This window comes from Nodosilinea sp. LEGE 06152 (genome assembly GCF_015207525.1).
Classification (GTDB): Bacteria; Cyanobacteriota; Cyanobacteriia; order Phormidesmidales; family Phormidesmidaceae; genus Nodosilinea.
This window is the reverse complement of record NZ_JADEWR010000005.1, coordinates 46,319-65,914: the sequence shown is the minus strand read 5'-3', so window position 1 is coordinate 65,914 and position 19,596 is coordinate 46,319. Positions and strand designations below refer to the sequence as shown.

Sequence of the window (19,596 nt, the reverse complement as noted above, 5' to 3'; positions counted from 1 at the left end):
CACGATATAGCATTACTCCTTATTCTCACTATAAATTTGATGCCAATAATAGGGCTGCACTTCACGTAACTTTAGAGAATGATATTGAGTTGGATCTGCCTTGTCAGGAACACCCACTTCAACGTCTAGTCCCCAATACGCTAATCGCTCCTGACAAATACCGCAGGGCGTCAGGATGACAAATGGTTTTACTGTCTCTTCCTTAGATACGCAAACTGACGCGCAGATTCGCTCATCCAGTCGATGTGCCTCACAAATTGCCCCAGTTTCGTGGCATAAGCAAGCTGCTTCATTGAGGGCATCAACGTAAACACTCGTAAGAATACGCCCTGTTTCTGTGTACATTGCCGCAGCTCCAGACCATCCTTCTGGAAATCGGCTCAGAGCTTGTTGCTTTGCCGCATTCACTAATTGATCATCGACTTGGTACGACTTCATGCTCAACCAAAATGCTCATTTTGAAGAACTACTTCATCAATACTCTTGAGTTGGTTCGACTCAAGCACCAACCAATACTCTTTCGGTTTTTTTACTATTAGACCAGGCAGTACAACAACCCCGTTCACCTGCCGCTAGCAACCTTTAGGACTTACCAACCAACTTGATTCGGTCGGCGTACAACGGGATTCTTATACAGCAATGAGATGTCTCCAGAATTCATCAGTAAGTTGTGTTCCATCTGTATTCAGACATCTACTATGCTGATTCGTCTCTACAAAGCAACTGCATAGCCATTTGTCTGTACTCATCTAAACCTGACCTTAGTGCAAATTCCGCAACACCTATAGCGGAAGTGGTATTCAGTTCAATCACATGCTCTGCCATCCTCGACCATGCGTGTCCACCTGCCTCTGCATATGCCGAGATTAGCTTATTGAGAGCATCTCGACCAAACGTCTGGTAGTAAGCGACAAAATCTGTCGCCGGGTCAGCAACAGATGCCTCAGTCCAGTCAATGAATCCGGTCACTTGCGCTTGTGCATTAATCAGAATGTGACCAGCATGTAACTCACCATGAGTTAAAACGGTTTGTTGCATCCAAATTTCGTCGTTATGAAGCCAGGACTGCCAACGTTCCCATAACGCCTGACCCACGCCAAACTCCCTTTTAACGGCATCCATTCTATGCCTCATCCCAACACGTACTTTCTCGGCGGTTTTCGTAGGAAGACCTGCTGCTCGTGCTTTCTCAACGCTAATTTGATGTAAGGAAACAATTCCCTTAGCTAATGACTCATGAAATTGATCAGGTATGTTCGCTGGGTCAATCTCCCACGCGTAGGCTTTTGCTTCTGGATCAATCGTGCCTGCTGGCACACCATTCAATGCCCGGTAAGCAATCAGTTCGTTGGTGCAAATTATCCAGTGTGGCACGTCTACGCTAAGAAGCGGAGCAATCAGTTCCAGCGTTCGTTTTTCTTTGTCTATTGATGGTAGAACATCCTCTCGTCGAGGAAGGCGTAAAATCCAGCGGACTCCATCTGCATCTGTTGCTAACACCACCTGAAAATCAAGACCTGATTCATTGAATTGAATGGTACTTTCCTCGATTGTCAAACCGCTCTCATGAGCTAATTGCAGCACTTCTTGCCGTGATTTTACATTTTTGATCATGTTACCGTAAGTGATCGCGCACAAACCCATACGCTTTATCAAGCATACTACATCATACTACAAAACTGCGATGACTTGAAATCCAAACACTCACAAGTAACTTTTGGGTTACGTCCCCAGTCAAGACTTAGCTGTATAACGGCCCCAATCACCGGACACCGATAACCTTTGTAACTCACCGACTACTTGACTTTGTTCCGGTGCATTGGGATTGTTATGCGGCGATCGCTAAGCCATTGAAATCACTGGATAATTGTAACTTTCCCTGACAACTAAACCATCTTTCCAATAGCCGATCGAAAGTTGATTGCTTTTGTTGTCAATGATTTGAGCGCCACATTTAATAGTGAAATCATTGTACCAATTGGAAGCTACAACGAAGTCATAAGTATGATCGGCTGAGATTGCAATCTCCTGACTGATCAACCTAGACTCTCTAAACTCAACTAACATTTCGTTAAAAAAGATGGCTCTCCCTTGGCGACAAGCTTCCTTCCCCGTCGTAACTGTACCGTCACCCTCAATCATCACAATATTCTCAGCATAATATTTTTCTAATGCAACTGAGGTCTGAAATGTTACAACCAGATGGTTAATGTCTTCTAGCTTGGACTGTAGGTCTTCGAGAGTCATAGCAACAGATGTAATAACGTGTCTAGATACTTCTCCGGGAAGTTCTAGGACTGGTCAGTCTTTAATTGTGGATCAATCGTCATCAAACGAATTGTAAAAATTTGACCTCAATCAGGCAGAGCAATATGGCAGGGGTGAAAGCCCCGTTGGGTGAGATACTCAGTTGGTGTACAATCTGCAAATGCTCGAAAGTCATGAATTAAGTGTGCTTGGTCAAAATAGCCACAGGTAAAAGCAATATCCATCCAATCCACTGGTGTTCTAACGGATAGCATCTCCAAAACTTTCTGGAATCGCTGAATGCGACAGAACAGCTTAGGTGTTACGCCGACTTGATCTCGAAATAGTTGGTTGAAATGGCGAGAACTGAATCCGGTTTGTTCAGTGACTGCACGAATGGTTAAATTCGCAGATTGCCGAAACTGCTGTAATGCAAAATTGACAGCAGGATGGTAATTGGGCGATCGCAACATTTGCATCAGAAATTGTTCCAATAGCCGAAAGCGATTTTCTGGAGCGGATTCTTGTATTAAGCAATCGCGCAATTCTGCGGCACGAGTTTTCCACAACTCGCTTAATGAAACAATCTCATTATGAAGTTCTCCAGCAGGTAGATCAAGAAATACAGTTCCTCCTCCCGGACGGAAATGCACACCCATCATAGATATCGTGCGAGTGTCTTGAATCACGAAGTTTTTAGAGTGTGGGCCGCAAAGTCTGATGCCGCTGGTACTGCTGCGTTGTAGCCGACTTTGACGATCGGTGAGTGGAATTCTATCCTCATATAGATTAATGACTAATTCCATTGTCCCCATCGGCAGCAATCGGGTTTGCACCACCGATAAATTGTCGCCTTCTCTCATCCAGAAAAACTCAACAAACTGTGAGAGAGGAGATCGAGGCTGGTAAGTCTTATAAATCATGGTTTTTGCTGATTAATCAGCCTCAACGGTTAATCTTTAGACTACCGTGCCAACCGGCTCGTTGAGCCGGATAACTCGTAATTAGAGGGAAAGAGTCTGCCTAATATCCCCATACAGGATCTTAGGTAGAAATCTGTCTGCCTAAACACTCCCACAGGGATCTTAGGTGGAGAAATTTCAGCCTAAATGCCGAATATGGGATCTTAGATGGAAAAGTTTCAGTATAAATTCCTGGCGACTGGGGGGCAGACAACTTAAGATTTCCCTCTGGCTAATACAGAGTTACTTGTGAATAGTTCAACTCCACCAAGGTGTTTGCTTGATCGGTGCGAGATGCGATTCGGCTGAAATTATTTCACTGGACGGAGCCGTCCTGCGCTCAATGCAACGCCTGTGGCAGAACCGTGCGTCGGTTGCAAAGGGAAACACCCAGTGAAATAACTCTGAGTCCTGGAGTAGCTGCCCGTGCCACAGAGCAGCATCACAACATCTCTCGATAGCTTTTCCGTGAAAAGTTCCAAAATTGTCCAACGCGGCGTTGGACAATTTCTCCCCGGTTGTATCGGCGCAAGCCAGACCAGCTCGCTGCGCGCGTAGGCAACTATTTAACTCACAAGCCTTTAGCAGGTTAAGACCATTAGGCACTGGGATTGATTGCTAGTCACCTCAGCTACCTCTTAGCCGTGTCATTCTGCCCATTCAAAGTCGATGTTTCAGGAAACCGGTTGATTGCAGGAGGTCTAACGCTCGACATGAGCGGCAGCGACCGGCCAGCCGCTCAATGGGGGGTTAGGCAACGCCGTGGTGACGTAAAACAAGGCCCGTAGCAGCGAACGCCTCGTTTCCCGCCAGGCGACCAGAAACGCGCTTCACCACCTCAAACCCTTCGCTAAGGTACAACTTGAGCGCAGCCTCGTTGCCTTCGAGAACATCAAGAGAGACCGGACCACCTGCACAAGCGATAGCCTCGCGCACTAGCCGCCTTGCGATGCCACAACGCTGATGCCGCGGGCTGACGTAGAGCCACGTGATTTCACCTTCGGCGATTGCTATGAAGCCTACAGGAACACCTTCCGCTTCCGCGACATACACTTTGCCATCGAACAGGCCCTCTCCCTCTGCCGTTTGCTCAAGCGTGAGAAACGCTTCCAGCAACCCGCTCGCCTCGAGTTCTTGCCTGCGAGCTTCGTCATGGATCTCACATAGCTGCGGCCAGTCAGACGGCTCGTACTCTCGGATCCGCATACGGTGCCTAACTCTTAATTAGAGGAAAAAATTCTGCCTAATGCCCACACAGATGATATTAGGTGGAAATTTGTCTATCTAACATCCCTGTGGGAGTGTTTAGGCAGACAAATGTCAGCCTAAATGCCGAATACGGGATCTTATGTGGAGAATTTCAGTATAAAGCCCTGGCGATTGGGGGCAAACAACTTGAGATTCTCTTCTGTTTAGTATTGTCCCTCACCCTAGCCCTCTCCCAAGAGGAGATGGGACAAGACGTCCTCAACCCTTTTTCCAACGGAAGAAGAGTTGAGGGGTAATCATGCCTGGAATCAGCAACGCCAGTGGCTGAAGACCGCGAACATTCACTAGAAGGCACTATGGCAGCCTTGCTACCAGGGGCCAGGTACTTACAACAAAGACAACAACAGCCACAATTGCTAGGATTCCGTCAATTAAGTTGCCTAGCAGAGAGCCGACTACCGTGCCGAGGCTGGCTCGCAGGGCAACTTTAGCTTTAGACTCTCCATCGAGCTCTTTGCGGGTCAGATATTCTCCCAAAAAGGCTCCGGTAAAGGGACCAATCAGGATTCCTAAGATGGGGCCGCCTAGCGGCAAGGCAGGCAGCAGTCCCACAATGCCGACCACCAGGCCAATCAATGCCCCGAGCTGGCCCCACTTGCTAGCCCCAAACTGCTTAGCGCCCCAGTAGGCCGCCAAGAACTCAATAGCGGCACTGGCAATCAGCATGGCAAACACAATCAAGATGGGCCAGCCAATACCAGCAAACTGGGTGATGACTGACCAAATTAAAATTGCCAACAGAATCAGGCTCGATCCTGGCATGCCAGGAATCAGTTCACCCACAGCCCCCAGGGCCATAACCCCCACAAGAATCCAATACAGTTGTACGTAGTCCATGTTTTGACCTCACGGAGTTAGCGGAGACGGGGCGGCACGGTTTCAGAAAAGTTCTGTTGGCCCTCCTCTAACGCTGGGGGCACTCCCTGGGGATAGGTTTCTTGAATGAGCGCCTCTAAACGTTCAACCCGGTTGCCCGGATTGGGGTGGCTGCTGAGAAACTCTGGTGGTCGGCCCCCTTCACTCGCCTGATCTAAAATCTCCATCAACTCCACCAGTCCCTCGGGGTTGTACTTGGCGGCCGTCATGAAGTCAAAGCCCAAGCGATCGCTTTCTAGCTCATCCTGCCGCCCATAGTTCAGATTGACGAGCTGATTCACGGCCTGAGCAATCATCGCTGCCTGCTGACCGCTGGTGGGATCATCGCTAGCCGCTACCCCAACCGCATTGACTAAAGCCACCCCTAGCTGCCGCCGGGCCAGGTGCTCTGAGCCATGGCGGGCAATGACGTGGCCAATCTCATGGCCCAAAACCCCTGCTAACTGAGATTCTGCGGTTAGCTGGCGGAGCAGACCAGTGGTGACAAAAATTTGTCCTCCTGGCAAAGCTAGGGCATTGACGGTGTCGGGGTCATTCAACAGGTAAAACTCAAAAGGGTAGGGCGATTGGGCCGCAGCGGAACGGCTCACCACCTGTTGGCCCACCTGATCCACATAGCTCTGCAAGACCGGATCTGCGTGCAGTCCGCCAAACGACTGCACCACTTCCTGGCTGCCCTGCTGGCCTAAAACAACCTCTTCTTGAGGGGTTAACGCGACGCGCTGGCGTTCTCCGGTGATTGGATTTTCTGACACAGTTGTGACGTAATTGAACAGCCCAAAGAGGGCAAACAGCACCCCTATAGCCAGACGAACCAGCAACTTAATCACAACAATTGCCCCTCTCAACCCTGCTGACGTTACCGGCAATTAACCCTTCTGTCCTCTGGCGCTAGGCTGATACACGCAATTCACTAGGGCCGACAGCTTTTGCTCAGTCAAGCTCAAATAATGATGATTATTGGCATTGGGCTAGTCAAGAGCCCAGACACAATATCGCTCAGTTAGCAAGCACCCAACCAACATCTGCCGAGCGATCGCTTCACGTTTGCTCCATAAACAAGACGTTCAGCCTAAAAACAGCAAAACTGCTCAAGCTAGTTGTCCGCGCCACAAAACAGCATCACCCTCTCTCTCAGAAACCTTTCGTGAAACGTTCCAAAACTTGTTCAATGCAGCGTTGGACAATTACCCCCAGCGGCATCGGCGTAAGCTGGATTGGCTAGCTGCGTGCGCAGGCAACTACTCAATCCACACGCCTTCGGCAGGTTAAGGCCGGTGGACACAAACTTCTTGTACCACCTTAAGGCATACGCCTCAGGCCTCTTGCCTACTGCCTATCTAGGGTGTCCTCGTCGGTAGAGGCGATCGCAGAGGTAGCTGTTTGGAGTAAACGGAATTTCACATCGGCCCCTGGTGATCGCTGGAGGCATTTTGTTGGTTGCCGCCGCATAACTGTTCCCCAGCATTTTGGCCACATCCCTCGCAACCCGCCAAAGAGGCCTGATGATGGCTCACGGTTGAGTATGGTTCTCACCATAGCTGTATCCGCCCAGCCTTCTTTTCTCTCCCCGCCTTTCATTGGAGATTGTCCTAATGGGCAGTTTTGGCATAGATACTAATGGATGGCGTGGGTAGCGCTGACCCTACTTCATTGGGGTTGTTGTTCAGGATCGCTAGGTAGTTGCCACGATCACTAAACGCAACCCGATAGCCATAGCCACTGGGCCAGTCCTGAACTTCTCCAGTTTTCACACTGCCCAAGCGCGCTCCAGCCACCTGCCCCCCGAAAAAATAGCTATCGCCATCTGAACTTAGGCCAATAGCATCATCTGATCGATCAGCCGGTAGCTCAGTACTGGTCACGCGCGTGCCCGTTTGTGGATTCCAAGTGACAAGCCGTCCATCGTAAGGCGATCGCGTTAGCACATTGAGCAACCCATCGTTTCTAAAGACCATATCCATCCCCCAGAAGAGGACATCTTCCGGCGGCAGCGTCCTAGCGTACTCAAAAATGCCGCTCTGATTGAGTCGCCATAGGTCTACACGACCGGATAAATCATTTGGGTATATCTGAATGGCTAAAAATTGACCATTGGGGCTAAGGGCAAATCTACCGCTGGTTTCTAGGGATTGCACCGTTTCACCATTCGCCGTGTTCCACAGAGCTAGTTGTGGCGCAGAAGCGCCGTCTTGCTGCGGGTTCACAAACGTTATGATTCGCTGATTGTCATGGCTAAAGGCAATCTGACTCCCATCGATGGCTGACTCTGCCCTGCTGATTGTTTTTTTCCACAGCGGCTGACTTGCCTCGATAGTCCATGCCGTTAGTTCCACGGTGTTTGTGGGAGAAATTTGCCCGATCGCCGCTACCTTCGTCCCGTCCTTGCTGATCGCCGCCCCATCAAAACGAGTCTGATCGTCAGCGGTAATCTCGTTGATTAACGCACCTGTTTGCGTATTCCATATCTGAAGCTTTGCACCGTCTGTGGTCAAGGCCAGTAGCCGTTGTCCATCCGCGCTAAAGCTAAACCCTGCCGCTGCTGTTGGCAGGGTTGTTATCGGCGCTTTATTCCAGCGGGCACCGGCTGCCACAGGTTGCGCCCTACCATCGGTGACCAACGCCTGATAGACAAAAGCCGCAACCTCAGCGCGGGTCGCTGGGCGATTGGGCAGGAGCTGATCGAGGGCAGGATAGTTAACAACAATGTTGGCGGCTCTTGCAGCGGTTATGCCAGGGCGAGCATATTCTGGAATAGCAGCAGCATCTCTATAAGCAGACAGTTCCGCCACGCTACCGCCCTGATATCCCAATCCATTGGCGATCGAAATCAGGGCCTGTACGCGGAGTATCGGTTGATTGGGCTGAAACTGATTCCCCGGATATCCTGAGAGAAAGCCCGCAGTGCGAGCTTTAGCAATATAGCTCGCAGCCCAATGATTGTTAGGCACATCCGCAAAGGTTGGAGTACCGGGCTGCGTGGCATTCAACCGCTCATTCGGTACTTGAAAAGGCTGCGCTGACATAAACGCTTGATTCAAAATCGCCGCAAACTGCGCGCGAGTTACGGGTTCGTTAGGCTGAAACGTGCCGTCGGGAAAGCCGCTAATCACACTGAACCGTGCGAGTCCTGATATGTACTCGTAAGCCCAGTAGTCAGCGGGAACATCTCTGAAGGAGGTTCTTGGCGCTGGGGTGGGTGCGGGCACTTGCGCAGGCACAGGCGCTTGCGCTAATACAGACGCACTCAAAGGTGCGAGCAAACTGAAGCTCAAGCTAAGCGCTAGGCCAAGGCAAAATTGTGATCTGAAGCGCATGTGTTTATTTGTGGGTGGTTTAAGGGAGTAGTAGTCTCATATTCCGTCCATCTGGAACGGACCAAATTTGTAAGCTGAGCCTATATTGAATAATTAGCCAGATTACCGTAGTGGACTGCAATTGGGCTGAAGGTGATGAGCAGATTTCTAGCTGGCACACTGCTGACCCACAAAATTAAGCTCTGAAAATCCACTGTTGTTGTTGAGTAGTTGCGATTTTTGCATGAATCGGTGCCATACCTTTGTCGTATTCAATTGTGATCGCATCGTTTTTAACACAAATAATTGCCGCTACTTTTAGTTGGATAAAAATCGAATTAATCTGTACAAACTACCTTGCAGCTCTCATCGTAGCCTAACAGCTCAAATCTTCCTCGTAAGGAGTCTATTGCTTCCTTGTCGATGTACAGCGCATGTTTTGGCATCGCTGCAGTGCGACTTAGGGCACGAGCTTCCATCACTTCATCAGCACAGGTCACATAGTAAAGGGTAAACCCTGCACCTGCTCTGCTCAATCGCTCCCTGGCGTCATCACGACTCTTGCGACTCCAAAATCCAAAATCTAGAATGACATCTTGGTCTAGCTCCAGAACGCGAGTAGCTATATTCCATATCAAATCAGCTGTTCTGATATAACGCTCTTCAAATTCGCTTTCTGGCGAGTCTTGACCATACAAAGCAATCATCCACTCATCAATAGAAAAACGCAGCGCTGGAAGGTCTTTCTCCAGCTGAGTGGCATAAGTCGTTTTACCACTTCCAATAAATCCATACATCAGATGTGCGATTGCCACTTTAACCAAAATTAGTAGACATTGCATTTACACTATTCTATGCAACGCCGTTGGCACACCTTCTGTGACCTGCTTAATCCCTCCCACGCTAGAGCTCTGCAAAATGTGTTGTATAACTTAGCGGGTGTCGATGACCTCGCTGCGATAACGCACTCGACTAACGCACAGCGCGAGCGGACACGGTAGGTACTGCCCTATGGGGCTCATAAGCGTACCAACCGCAATAAGTGCTGGCGCTTCATCCCTACGCTCGCTCAAAACTGGCACAGCATTAAGGCGCTGAGTGGTAGAACCATGAGTCGGTTGCAAAGGGAAACACCCAGTGAAATAATTCTGAGTCCTGGAGTAGCTGCCCGCGCCGCAACCATGCCGCAACTGCATATCCTGCGCAAACCCTCTCTACACAAAGCACCCAACCTAATGAAGAGGTTTAGATGCGACTTTTTATGTAGAACGGCAGAATAAGACTTTGAGACAACTGGCACAAGGCAACACAGGCCAAACCTAGTCTACTTTGCGGCCCGACTGGCACAGAGCACATATGCTCATGGTCTATAAAGTGGAGTACCTACGTGCGCTGGCCTTCCCGCTTAGCTGAGCCTCTACTTGAAAATGTTCGGCAGAGTTCTGCCAGCAAGCGGGTATATCTCGGCAGAATCCTGCTGAAACCAGGCCATTCTCAGCAGAGTTCTGCCGAAACGATCGATGAAAGCCTTATACATCAATGTTTTTGAAGCGCTACAAACAGTATTCAAACAAGATCCTTAAAACAACAAACAGTTGTGTTTTTCTCTAAAAGAAACTTTGAATACTTTCCCATCAGCTCGGATATTTTTATTTTTACTCATCTATAAATTGACAAGAGCCGCTAATCTCAAGTTGCGGAGTTGAGGCCTAACCATCTCAAATCTACTAAACAATTCCTCCTTTCTTGCGTATTGTCCAAAATTTGTTTTTCGCAAACTAGCCTTAGTTTTTCGTGCGTGTCGTCCAAAATTTGTGATTGAAAATCTTGGCTTTCTTTCGTGCGTGCTGTCCAAAATTTGTGTATTAAATATCATGTAAAGTTTTTTGTACTTGAAAAGTTATGCTTTTCATCTACTACAATCAAAGTGCCGAGAGCAACCCACGTTTGCCTATATACACACTTAAGGAGGCTTAAGAGAAATAGATCGTTCATAGCCACCAAGTTGGCATATGTCTCATAACCCTAGAGATGACAATTGATAACTAATCGAAACCACCGCATAACTACGCTCACTACAGCTGGAATAGCTGAGAGCAACGATTATGTACGGTGCGATAGGGAAAGTAGCTCTCACTCTAGTCATGGAAAGGAACATAAGGGTCTGTAGTCTCAAATCAAAAAACCCTGAGACTGTTCCACAGTAAAGCTTTCAGGAGTTTGGTCTATGTATAGACTGAGCTCACTGTACTCAACAAATAAAAACTTTCTCTTTTATAAGACGTCTTACAGCTATAAGACGCTTTTATAAGACACCTGCCTTAAACACTGTCAATAAAAAACCCTTCTACTAATCAAGTTCAAGGCTAAGTTGTTGTGCTGCAATTGCTTCTAAATTATCATGATTTGAATTTTTATATCCTTCTTTAAGTTCTTCCTTATGTGTCATACTCTCACTGGATTTGTTGTCAAAAAATGCTTCTCCAACATCCCCTTCAACTGGCGGCAACCCAACCATAGCACGGCTTTCATTGCACCTGCTGATGCCACTTTGAAATACGTTGATGGCAGTTTGAGCTTCAGCTTCCTCACCCCTAGGTTCGGTATCGCTCAGCTGACAAGTAAAGCCTGGTTCATAATGATCAACAACCTCTCCGTCCAAGTGTTCTTCTATTGTTTTGGCATAGGGAAGGATGGCATCTTGGAAGGACGCATCAGCCGAAACTCCGGCCGTGGCTCTGTTGTCCGGCTCTGTAATGTCAAAGCAACAATAGAAATACCACCAAATTTTATAGTATTTGTGTACTATAAAGGTATTGAATTTAGTTTCTCCCAATGGTTATCAACGTTGTATTAATATGACTCTCTCTAAAAAAGGTCAATCTGCTTTCGATGCATATTCTCGTTACATTCAAGACTTGGAATTATTCGATCATCCTGCAAACGCCGACGGGGTGTTGACTAGCCTTATGATCCGCCGTGTTGTGCCTTTGCTAGGTGGACCTACTCCCAAAGGAGAGCGAGCAACACAAGTTGAAAAGCAAGCTGCTCTAGACTTCCTAAAGACAATTCCTGCAGCTTGCCTAAATGAACTGCCAGAACTCCTAGAAAAAGCTTTCTCTAGCCAAGAGAAGGAAAATCTTAGACGTGCTAGATCGAGCATAAAAAAATTCCATTCTCGCCTCGAAGCCTGGGGTTATTTTCATGCAAAAGAAGAGATAAAGAAGAGTAGACACGAAATTCTAGAGGAAAATCAGCATAAAAAAATCAGTTTCATAGCCCTGCTGGGAAGGCACGAAAAGACTGGCATAACAAAAACGGAAAGCATCCTGCCAACCGTTATGATAGAACGAAAAGAAAGGTTTATGCCTTAATGGCTAAGAAAGCTGTTAACACACGAGGAAATAAACATACTGCTCAAGTTTTTTCAGAAGATTACATAAACAAAGACTTGAAAGAAGAATTAACATTAATAAACAACTCTCATAAACGGCAAAATTTAAGCAAATTTACCATCAAAAAAACCAGCACAAATATCATGCAGATTCTTGGCTGGCTGCACAGATTTAGAAATATTGATCTTGAAGATCTAAGATTAACAACTATTATTAGTTACTCACCATTAGCGGCTAGCTTATCAGAACTACTTCCTGAAGGATACCTTGTTGAAGGATTGAAAGGCTCAGATCTCAATCAACTTCCACCCGATTTATTAAATAAGATAGCAGTCAAAAAAATGCTTCTTGAAGAAGAATCAAAAAAGACTGCTGAAGCAAATAAGCAACTTATGCAAGATTTCCTATCTTGGCTAGATTTACTACCTGCGAGTCAAGTTTGCTACGTCAACGCATTTAGAAGCGTTGCTAATTATATTTATAGAAAAGAGTTAGAAGATTCAAAATATGAGCCCTCTATTCAAGTTCATACTATACGAGCCATAAATGCTATAGGTTCGGAGTTAGAAAAGATTAAGAATCAATCCTCTGAATCGGTTCCATTCCATGTCAAAAGCATCCCGTGGACTGATTGCATTCGAACCATTGAAGAGCTCAGGCAACGATATGAGGAAAAATTCACTTATCAAAACAGCAAGAGGGAAAAATCAGGAACCTCCCGTAGAAAGCGAACAATCTATGCACTAGCTAGAGATCTCCAAAATTTTTTGTCGCTTATTTTAATGGTCGTCATAGCTCCGGATCGAAGCCGCACCTATTATGAACTCGAATTGGGTAGGACTCTGTTATATGGAAAATTTGAAGGCAGAAGCTTTACTCCTATAGAAAGATTAAAAGATGCTGCTCAAGCTGCCTGGTATATTCACTTAGAAATAGAAGACTATAAAACAGGAAAATCCTACGGAAACTACTGGGCACCTATTCCTAACCAAAAGTTTACTGATGGCAAAAGGCTATATGACTATATCGAAGAGTGGCTTTATTGGGGAAGAGATAGCCATGGTCCTGTAGACCATAATTTTTTCTTCCGCGGAGTGAGCGACAGAGGTCCACTAAACCATGCCGATTGGTGGAATAGAATCGTAGATATAATGGATCGTGAAACAGGCGTTGCCGTTTCTCCTAAAGAGTTTAGAAGAATCTACGTCAGTTTCTTAAAATCTCAGAAAGCAACAAATGCACAGCTAGAAGCGGCCCGAATTGCACAACATCATTCAAAAAAGATGCAGGACTCTGTGTATGAGCAGAGAGAGCAGATGGACAAACTAACGCCAATATATGAGTTTAATGAAGAAGTCATTGACGCTATTTTAGAGTCTATGTCTCAGCAGGATGAGACTAAAAGCATAGAAATCAACGACTCAAATAAGCAAGAAGTTGTTACAAGATTTTATGAAAAAATGCTCGACCAAACACAGGTAGAATACATTATTAATAAAACGACTGCGGAAAGTCTCTTATCAGAAAACGAAAAATCTGCCACCGGACTTCCAGCTGAGCTTTATCTTCAAACCGAAAGAGAGTCAGCAGAAACACTGTCTAACAGTAAGATTTTAGGCAATTCACAAGGAGATAGAGGAGTTAAAGAAAAATCCAAAAATCAAAGCGTACAAAATCAAAAACAGAGGTAATTCCCGTACAGCAGCTAATCCTTGACTTGAATTAGGAGTTGATTAGCTTATTACTTTTTTCCCTATGGCAGATCGACTAAAAAGCAGTGTCCTCCACCACGCCAATTTTTGGCTCCTCCCTGCCGCTGTCTAGTCGTAGTGAATATGGCTATGAGGCGATCGGGCGTGGTGTAACCTTCTAGCCCTCTAGCTGATAGACACACACGGGCTTGCTCTTTGAACACTCACTGGTCATGGCTCGCCTGCAAGCAATAGAATTCCGAGGATTCACATTCCTAATAACAGGGCTTCATTCTCAAGAAGCTCTGTTGATTTTTCCCCAAACCGCTGAAACCCTTGCTATCCCTACAAACTGTACTTGCTGAAATTTCTAAAAGAGCAAGTCAGAGTTTACAAGGCTAGTTTGGATCCAATGTTGAGGGTGAGCTGATGCCGAAGCGCGAGCGCCATGACCAGGCAGAGATTGGGTCGGCAGATCAGTTTGAGCAGGTGATGGGGGAGCTAAGCCCGAGATGCGATCGCTGTTCTCCATTTGCTACTACACCGGCTGCCGGGTCAGCGAGGCGCGGCAGCTGCGGGCGGAGGATGTGGTGGGGGAGACGCTGGTGCTGCGCAAGGCGACAACAAAAACGAAGCGGACGCGAGCGGTGCCGATTCATCCGAAGCTCAAGGCGGTGCTGGCGGCGGCAGAGTTGCCAGGTCAGGGGTATTTGTTTCCAGGGCGGAGTGGACAGGGTCCGATTACACGGCAGGCTTGTGACTTGGCGCTTAGAAAGGATTGCTGCCCAACGTGTTCCCTTACGATGATGTTGGATTACACGGCAGGCTTGTGACTTGGCGCTTAGAAAGGCATGCAATCGCCTAGGTCTGCGAGGCTACAGCACTCACAGCAACCGGCGCACTTGGGCCACCCGATTAGATAAGGCAGGGGTCAGACTGAAGGCGATTCAAGACTTGGGTGGGTGGTCGTCGATGGCGGCGCTGCAGCGATATCTGGAGGTGTCGGAGGAGGAGAAGGTGGAGGCGATCGCATCCCTATGATTGCTATAGCAATTGCGGCAATCGCTCTCTAGCGCAGGTTAAGGCTGTAAGGAGCTGGCATTACAGTTGTTCTCTCGATATCCTGTCATGTTGCCTGACCCAACCCCTGTGCGGATTGCCATAGTTATGAGGTGACGTAAGACTTCCAGGTGATGTAGCCAATACCGTAGCGACCCGCCAAAATTTCCGCTGTCACTAGACAAAACCAGGCATGGGCAATGCCGGTAGTCAACCCGCTAGCAATGCTGGGCAGCGACCCTGGCACCACAATATTTTTGAAGGCATGCCAGAACCATCGTTGCTGTCGCTTTGAGTGCCCAAAGCTCCACATCTCATCCATTTCCGCAGTACCTGAGCGGTATCTCGAATGCCGCTGCTATTCATCGCCATATCACTGATGACTTGTCGCCTAACCTCACACGGATGAAAGAGGCCCGTGACACTTGGTGTTGCGGCGGCGATAGCGCTGCTTGCCCTCATCACTTTCGCCGTTTTTGATGAAAGCAGCGGGGTGACGAGTGGGACAACAAACAGGTTCGAGAACCAGGAGTAGAGCGTAGGTATCGGGACTCTTCAACATCCTGCCGTGAAACACAGGTCTAGAACACTACCGGTTTGCCTCGGTACGGGCTAACCCCTCAATGGTGGAAGCTAGCAGGGCTTCCATACGGTCTAGGCGATCGCTACTGTGGGTCCACGGTGCCCCGCCTGGCAGGAGCGGTAGCAGGGGCAGGCCATGGGGCTTAGTCGGTTGCGTTTACCTTAGCCCGATTCTGCTTCAGCTGCGCCAGCAAATCCTCGTAGTTCATTCCTTTGTACCGGCCTATGCCAGCGCAGTCAGCGCCAATAGTAGGACTTTCTAAGAAATCCGCCGTTCGGTCGTGCCTCCTCAATGGCTATGAGTGTTACCTCGTAGACGGAGAAATCAACCTGTCCCAGCATTAGTGAGGAGTAGCAAATGATAAACAATGAATTTCGCATTTTGATGGATGCTTACACCCAAGCCTCGAGTGACGGGGACACAGGTACTGCTGAGGCGCTGCTGCGAGAACTAGATGGCTTAGTTGTATCATCCCAATACGATCGCGCGAAGGCAGAAAAAATTAAGGGATGGACGGTGGGTTAATGCCTGTCGAGCTTTACCACCCCCACAGCTGCTCCATCAGGCGGTGAGTTCAGTTCAGACCAGAAAAGAGCGATCGCGGCAGTAAGCTGTTAAGCGCAAATAGAATTTCACCCCAGCCCCTGGCCCAGCGCCAAGGGTTTTGCTGCGTAGGCCCGCTACTTTAGATACAGCGCCATCAGCGCGGCAATTACCGCCAACCAGAGCAGGTTCCCCCTTAACCCCGTGTTGCCGACCTAAATCGCCCATCAACAGGCCATTCTCCAGAGTCTATACCTGGCACCTAATACCTGGCATCCACTCGACCAGGATATGGTGCTCTAAACAAAACCCCCACCGGCCAGTGGTGCCAGTGGGGGTCAGGGCGCATCTATAGGACGTTTTCAGAAGGACGTTTTCAGAAGGACGTTTTCAGGAACTCACTGCCATGCGCCTATAGTGCCCTTCCCGGTGGGATGCGATCGCGGGAATGGGGATCGTCGGCCATGTGGCTGAGTCGGGGGCACTGACGCGCTCTCAGGCATAAACATTACCGCCTGAGTCCTGAGCGATCGGTATTATCCTATTTGTGTCTCTGGGCATTAGCCGCCCCTACTCCCGCTACACTGCTCCGCAACGTGATTTCAACCAAGAGGATGCCAAACCTGACCCGCTCTCAACTATCGCGCTATGGCATCGCTGGTTTCAGCGTTTTACTAGCAACCCTGCTGATGTTACTGCTAGACCCGGTGCTGGCGATGACTCAGAGTCCTTTCCTGTTGTTCTTTGGCGCTGTCATGGTCAGCGCTTGGTCTGGCGGCTTTGGTCCGGGACTAGCTGCCACTGTTTTATCTGGGCTCGTTAGCACCTACTACTTTATCCCGCCCCTTTATTCCCTTTCTTTTAACTGGGTCAGCGGCTCGCGGTTGAGTTTGTTTTTTCTAGAGGGTGTGCTCATTAGTGCCCTCGCTGGCAAACTGCGGGTGGCCAAGCAGCGTCTTGAGCGCACGTTGTTAGAGCTACAGAGTAGCGAAGGAGAATACCTGCAACTGGCCACGCAGTCGCAGGAACAGGCAAAGACGTTAAAGGCAATTTTCTCCGCATCCGTCGATAACATCTACGTTTTTGATGAGGAGGGGCGCTACAGCTATGTCAGCGATGGTGCGGCTCAGGTGCTCGGTTTCTCGCCCGATGCCGTGGTTGGCAAGACCTGGCGAGACATTGGGTTACCAGCGGCGCTCATGGAGCCAGTAGATGCCCAGCGAGAGACGGTGATGTCTACCGGGCGATCGCTTAAAAGCGAAACTGATTTTGTCACAGAGACTGGGGTGCGGTCCTACGAATACATTCTCACGCCGCTGAGTACCAACTTATCAACAAAAGCTGTAGTAGTCATTTCTCGAGATATTACTGAGCGCAAACAAGCAGAAGTCGAACGTGATCAATCGCTGCTGCGAGAACAAGCGGCCCGAGCTGAGGCAGAGGTGCAGCGAAATCGTCTGCATACGCTCTTGGTTCAAGCACCGGCGCTTATCTGTATCGATCGCGGGCCCGAGCATGTCTTTGAGTTTGCCAATCCGCTTTACTCTCAAGTGGCAGGGCATCGTGACTTGATTGGACTGACTGTACGGGAAGCTTTCCCTGAGTTAGAAGGACAAGGTTTTTTTGAGCTGCTGGATCAAGTGTTTGCAACCGGACAACCGTTTGTGGGCAACGAAGTCGCTGTTCGGTTTGATCGACAAGCCAATGGAACGATTGAGGAAGGTTTTTTCAACTTTGTCTACCAGCCGCTCTTCGACGTTAACGGCGCGGTAGAGGGGATTGTTACCTTTAGTTTTGAGGTCACCACTCAAGTTGTGGCACGGCGGCAGGCTGAAGCTCTAGCGGAAGACCTAAGAAACCAACAGATTGCGCTGAAGAAAAGTGAAGCTCGTTTCAGCCGCCTGGTAGAAACCAATATTATTGGCGTCCTTTTGGCAGCTCCTAACGGCGCAATTATAGAGGCAAATGATGCCTTTCTCAAAATGGTGGGTTATACCCGTGAAGACTTACAAGCTGGCTTGATGAACTGGGGTAAAATGACGCCGCCAGAATACCTTGAACAAGACGAGCAGGTATTGCAAGAACTCGCGGACACCGGCAGTTGCGCCCCATTTGAAAAAGCATACATCCGCAAGGACGGCAGCCATGTGCCGATTTTACTGGGAGCCGCGCAGCTCGAAAGCGACGAGCTTGCCTGGGTCTGTTTTGTTCTAGATCTCACGGAAAGCAAGCAGACTGAGGCCTTACTGCGCCAACAAGCGGAGGCTTTAGCCCAAGCCAATCGGCTGAAAGATGAGTTTCTCGCCACCGTTTCCCATGAATTGCGGACACCCCTAAATGCGATGCTGGGTTGGGCTACCATGCTGCGGGGGAAACAGCTAGATGAAGCCACTAGAAAGAGAGCGATCGAAACGATTGAGCGCAATGCCAGAGCGCAAAATCAGTTAATTGACGACCTGCTAGACGTCTCTCGGATCATTACTGGCAAACTTCGTCTCGATGTGCGCCCGGTTGTGCTGGTTTCGGTGCTGGAGGCGGCGATCGATTCAATTCGACCGGCCGCAGAAGCCAAGGGCATTCGCCTACAAAGCCTTTTAGACCCTGCGGCAGGACCCGTTTCTGGCGACCCAGATCGGCTTCAGCAAGTATTCTGGAATTTACTGTCTAATGCCGTGAAGTTCACACCGAAAGGTGGTCGCATTCAGCTTCGCCTAGAGCGCATTAATTCCCACGTTGAAATCACCGTCAGCGATACTGGACAGGGTATTAGCCCCGAATTCTTACCCTACGTGTTCGATCGCTTACAGCAGGCAGATAGTACCACCACCAGAGCCCATGGTGGGTTGGGGCTTGGCCTGGCGATCGTGCGGCATTTAGTTGAACTCCATGGCGGACAGGTGCAGGTAGCCAGTGCGGGTGAGGGCAAAGGCACTACTTTCATGGTCAATTTACCCATTACGATCTTTCGTCCAGTACCAACCACCCACGAACGGGTGCATCCAACCGTCAGCGATCGGGCTCCTTTTATAGATGCGCCAAGCCTGGGTGGGGTAAAGATCTTGATTGTCGATGACGAAGCTGATGCCCGAGAGCTTTTGGCCACACTTCTGAGGCAAAGCGGGGCAGTGGTCACCGTCGTGGCATCGGCAAAGGACGCGCTGGCCACCATTAGCCAAAGCTTGCCAGAGCAAAGGCCTGACCTCTTGGTGAGCGATATTGGCATGCCAGAGGAAGACGGGTATACGCTGATGCGGCAGGTGCGCGCCTTAACGCCAGAGCAGGGAGGCAGAATACCAGCCATTGCCCTCACCGCCTATGCACGTACAGAAGACCGCATCAAAGCATTGGCGGCAGGCTTTCAAGCCCACGTGCCCAAGCCAGTAGAGCCAGCTGAGTTTATTGCAGTCGTGGTCAACTTGAGCGAGCGGTTGTAAGGAGGGGGTTAATCCAGATCAGCGAGTTGGGTGAGCAGGCAACGACTCAACCTACAGCCCTTCCCGCTCGATGTAATTTCCAAGCATTTTGCAACCTATCCACAGCCAAATAGCATTGCAAACCAGATTCCGCCGAGCAGCCAGTCAGGTTTACAAGTTCTTGGTTACAGAGTGATCAAAGCCCAGACTTATACCAATCGTCCATGCCGCTAGCGCGGCACCCCCAACGATAAAAATAGCC

At 48.9% G+C, this 19,596-nt stretch carries 16 protein-coding genes and 1 pseudogene; 6 read left to right on the top strand and 11 right to left on the bottom strand.

Annotation, left to right across the window (positions count from 1 at the left end):
• Positions 1–12: 12 nt before the first annotated feature.
• The 10 genes from IQ265_RS09520 to IQ265_RS09475 all read right to left on the bottom strand — a co-directional run bounded on the left by IQ265_RS09520 (position 13) and on the right by IQ265_RS09475 (position 11,486).
• Complete coding sequence (locus IQ265_RS09520; protein ID WP_194052767.1) at positions 13–438, bottom strand: cytidine deaminase; 426 nt, start codon at positions 436–438, stop codon at positions 13–15.
• 258 nt (positions 439–696) lie between these two features.
• Positions 697–1,614, bottom strand: a complete 918-nt coding sequence (locus tag IQ265_RS09515) for a macrolide 2'-phosphotransferase (protein ID WP_194052766.1) — start codon at positions 1,612–1,614, stop codon at positions 697–699.
• A 228-nt stretch (positions 1,615–1,842) separates the two neighbouring features.
• Entirely contained in the window at positions 1,843–2,247 is a 405-nt protein-coding gene (locus IQ265_RS09510; RefSeq protein WP_194052765.1) for a hypothetical protein, read from the bottom strand.
• Between the two features lie 107 nt (positions 2,248–2,354).
• The gene (locus tag IQ265_RS09505; protein ID WP_228037746.1) at positions 2,355–3,170 is read right to left on the bottom strand and encodes a DUF6597 domain-containing transcriptional factor; all 816 of its coding nucleotides are present in this window, start codon (positions 3,168–3,170) and stop codon (positions 2,355–2,357) included.
• 789 nt (positions 3,171–3,959) lie between these two features.
• Positions 3,960–4,415, bottom strand: a complete 456-nt coding sequence (locus IQ265_RS09500) for an N-acetyltransferase (protein WP_194052764.1) — start codon at positions 4,413–4,415, stop codon at positions 3,960–3,962.
• A 357-nt stretch (positions 4,416–4,772) separates the two neighbouring features.
• Positions 4,773–5,315 (bottom strand): DUF456 family protein, encoded by a 543-nt coding sequence (locus IQ265_RS09495; RefSeq protein WP_194052762.1) that lies wholly within the window; start codon positions 5,313–5,315, stop codon positions 4,773–4,775.
• Between the two features lie 17 nt (positions 5,316–5,332).
• A complete protein-coding gene (locus IQ265_RS09490; RefSeq protein WP_194052761.1) occupies positions 5,333–6,184 on the bottom strand; it encodes a M48 family metallopeptidase in 852 nt (283 codons plus the stop codon).
• Positions 6,185–6,946: 762 nt separating this feature from the next.
• Positions 6,947–8,671, bottom strand: coding sequence for an S-layer homology domain-containing protein (locus tag IQ265_RS09485; RefSeq protein WP_228037745.1), 1,725 nt, complete (start codon positions 8,669–8,671; stop codon positions 6,947–6,949).
• 317 nt (positions 8,672–8,988) lie between these two features.
• Complete coding sequence (locus IQ265_RS09480) at positions 8,989–9,492, bottom strand: AAA family ATPase (protein ID WP_194052752.1); 504 nt, start codon at positions 9,490–9,492, stop codon at positions 8,989–8,991.
• 1,508 nt (positions 9,493–11,000) lie between these two features.
• Entirely contained in the window at positions 11,001–11,486 is a 486-nt protein-coding gene (locus IQ265_RS09475) for a hypothetical protein (protein ID WP_194052750.1), read from the bottom strand.
• A gap of 22 nt (positions 11,487–11,508) precedes the next feature.
• Between IQ265_RS09475 and IQ265_RS09470 the strand changes: the two genes are divergently transcribed.
• The 4 genes from IQ265_RS09470 (at position 11,509) to IQ265_RS29465 (ending at position 14,777) form a co-directional block, all read left to right on the top strand.
• Positions 11,509–12,024, top strand: a complete 516-nt coding sequence (locus tag IQ265_RS09470) for a hypothetical protein (protein WP_194052748.1) — start codon at positions 11,509–11,511, stop codon at positions 12,022–12,024.
• Positions 12,024–13,736, top strand: coding sequence for a hypothetical protein (locus tag IQ265_RS09465; RefSeq protein ID WP_194052746.1), 1,713 nt, complete (start codon positions 12,024–12,026; stop codon positions 13,734–13,736). The genes IQ265_RS09470 and IQ265_RS09465 overlap by 1 nt, the downstream gene beginning before the upstream one ends.
• A 512-nt stretch (positions 13,737–14,248) precedes the next feature.
• On the top strand, positions 14,249–14,569 hold the full coding sequence (locus IQ265_RS29470; RefSeq protein WP_194052744.1) for a tyrosine-type recombinase/integrase: 321 nt from the start codon (positions 14,249–14,251) through the stop codon (positions 14,567–14,569).
• Positions 14,550–14,777: a tyrosine-type recombinase/integrase gene (locus IQ265_RS29465; RefSeq protein ID WP_347404913.1), complete on the top strand. Its 228-nt coding sequence runs from the start codon at positions 14,550–14,552 to the stop codon at positions 14,775–14,777. The genes IQ265_RS29470 and IQ265_RS29465 overlap by 20 nt, the downstream gene beginning before the upstream one ends.
• A 127-nt stretch (positions 14,778–14,904) precedes the next feature.
• On the opposite strand, the pseudogene IQ265_RS09450 reads toward IQ265_RS29465, so the two are convergent.
• Positions 14,905–15,066, bottom strand: a pseudogene (locus IQ265_RS09450) (ABC transporter permease); the annotation flags it as partial.
• Between the two features lie 669 nt (positions 15,067–15,735).
• Between IQ265_RS09450 and IQ265_RS09445 the strand changes: the two are divergent.
• Together IQ265_RS09445 and IQ265_RS09440 are read left to right on the top strand one after the other, a co-directional pair.
• Positions 15,736–15,903 carry a hypothetical protein gene (locus IQ265_RS09445; protein WP_194052740.1) on the top strand — a complete coding sequence of 56 codons (168 nt, stop codon included), beginning with the start codon at positions 15,736–15,738 and terminating at the stop codon, positions 15,901–15,903.
• A 632-nt stretch (positions 15,904–16,535) separates the two neighbouring features.
• Positions 16,536–19,355, top strand: coding sequence for a PAS domain S-box protein (locus tag IQ265_RS09440; RefSeq protein ID WP_194052739.1), 2,820 nt, complete (start codon positions 16,536–16,538; stop codon positions 19,353–19,355).
• Positions 19,356–19,596 lie beyond the last annotated feature (241 nt).

Bases quoted from the DNA above. Each gene is read 5' to 3' on its own strand.
- IQ265_RS09520 (WP_194052767.1), bottom strand. From the start codon at position 438: ATGAAGTCGTACCAAGTCGATGATCAATTAGTGAATGCGGCAAAGCAA.
- IQ265_RS09515 (WP_194052766.1), bottom strand. From the start codon at position 1,614: ATGATCAAAAATGTAAAATCACGGCAAGAAGTGCTGCAATTAGCTCAT.
- IQ265_RS09510 (WP_194052765.1), bottom strand. From the start codon at position 2,247: ATGACTCTCGAAGACCTACAGTCCAAGCTAGAAGACATTAACCATCTG.
- IQ265_RS09505 (WP_228037746.1), bottom strand. From the start codon at position 3,170: ATGATTTATAAGACTTACCAGCCTCGATCTCCTCTCTCACAGTTTGTT.
- IQ265_RS09500 (WP_194052764.1), bottom strand. From the start codon at position 4,415: ATGCGGATCCGAGAGTACGAGCCGTCTGACTGGCCGCAGCTATGTGAG.
- IQ265_RS09495 (WP_194052762.1), bottom strand. From the start codon at position 5,315: ATGGACTACGTACAACTGTATTGGATTCTTGTGGGGGTTATGGCCCTG.
- IQ265_RS09485 (WP_228037745.1), bottom strand. From the start codon at position 8,671: ATGCGCTTCAGATCACAATTTTGCCTTGGCCTAGCGCTTAGCTTGAGC.
- IQ265_RS09480 (WP_194052752.1), bottom strand. From the start codon at position 9,492: ATGCAATGTCTACTAATTTTGGTTAAAGTGGCAATCGCACATCTGATG.
- IQ265_RS09470 (WP_194052748.1), top strand. From the start codon at position 11,509: ATGACTCTCTCTAAAAAAGGTCAATCTGCTTTCGATGCATATTCTCGT.
- IQ265_RS09465 (WP_194052746.1), top strand. From the start codon at position 12,024: ATGGCTAAGAAAGCTGTTAACACACGAGGAAATAAACATACTGCTCAA.
- IQ265_RS29470 (WP_194052744.1), top strand. From the start codon at position 14,249: ATGCGATCGCTGTTCTCCATTTGCTACTACACCGGCTGCCGGGTCAGC.
- IQ265_RS09445 (WP_194052740.1), top strand. From the start codon at position 15,736: ATGATAAACAATGAATTTCGCATTTTGATGGATGCTTACACCCAAGCC.
- IQ265_RS09440 (WP_194052739.1), top strand. From the start codon at position 16,536: ATGCCAAACCTGACCCGCTCTCAACTATCGCGCTATGGCATCGCTGGT.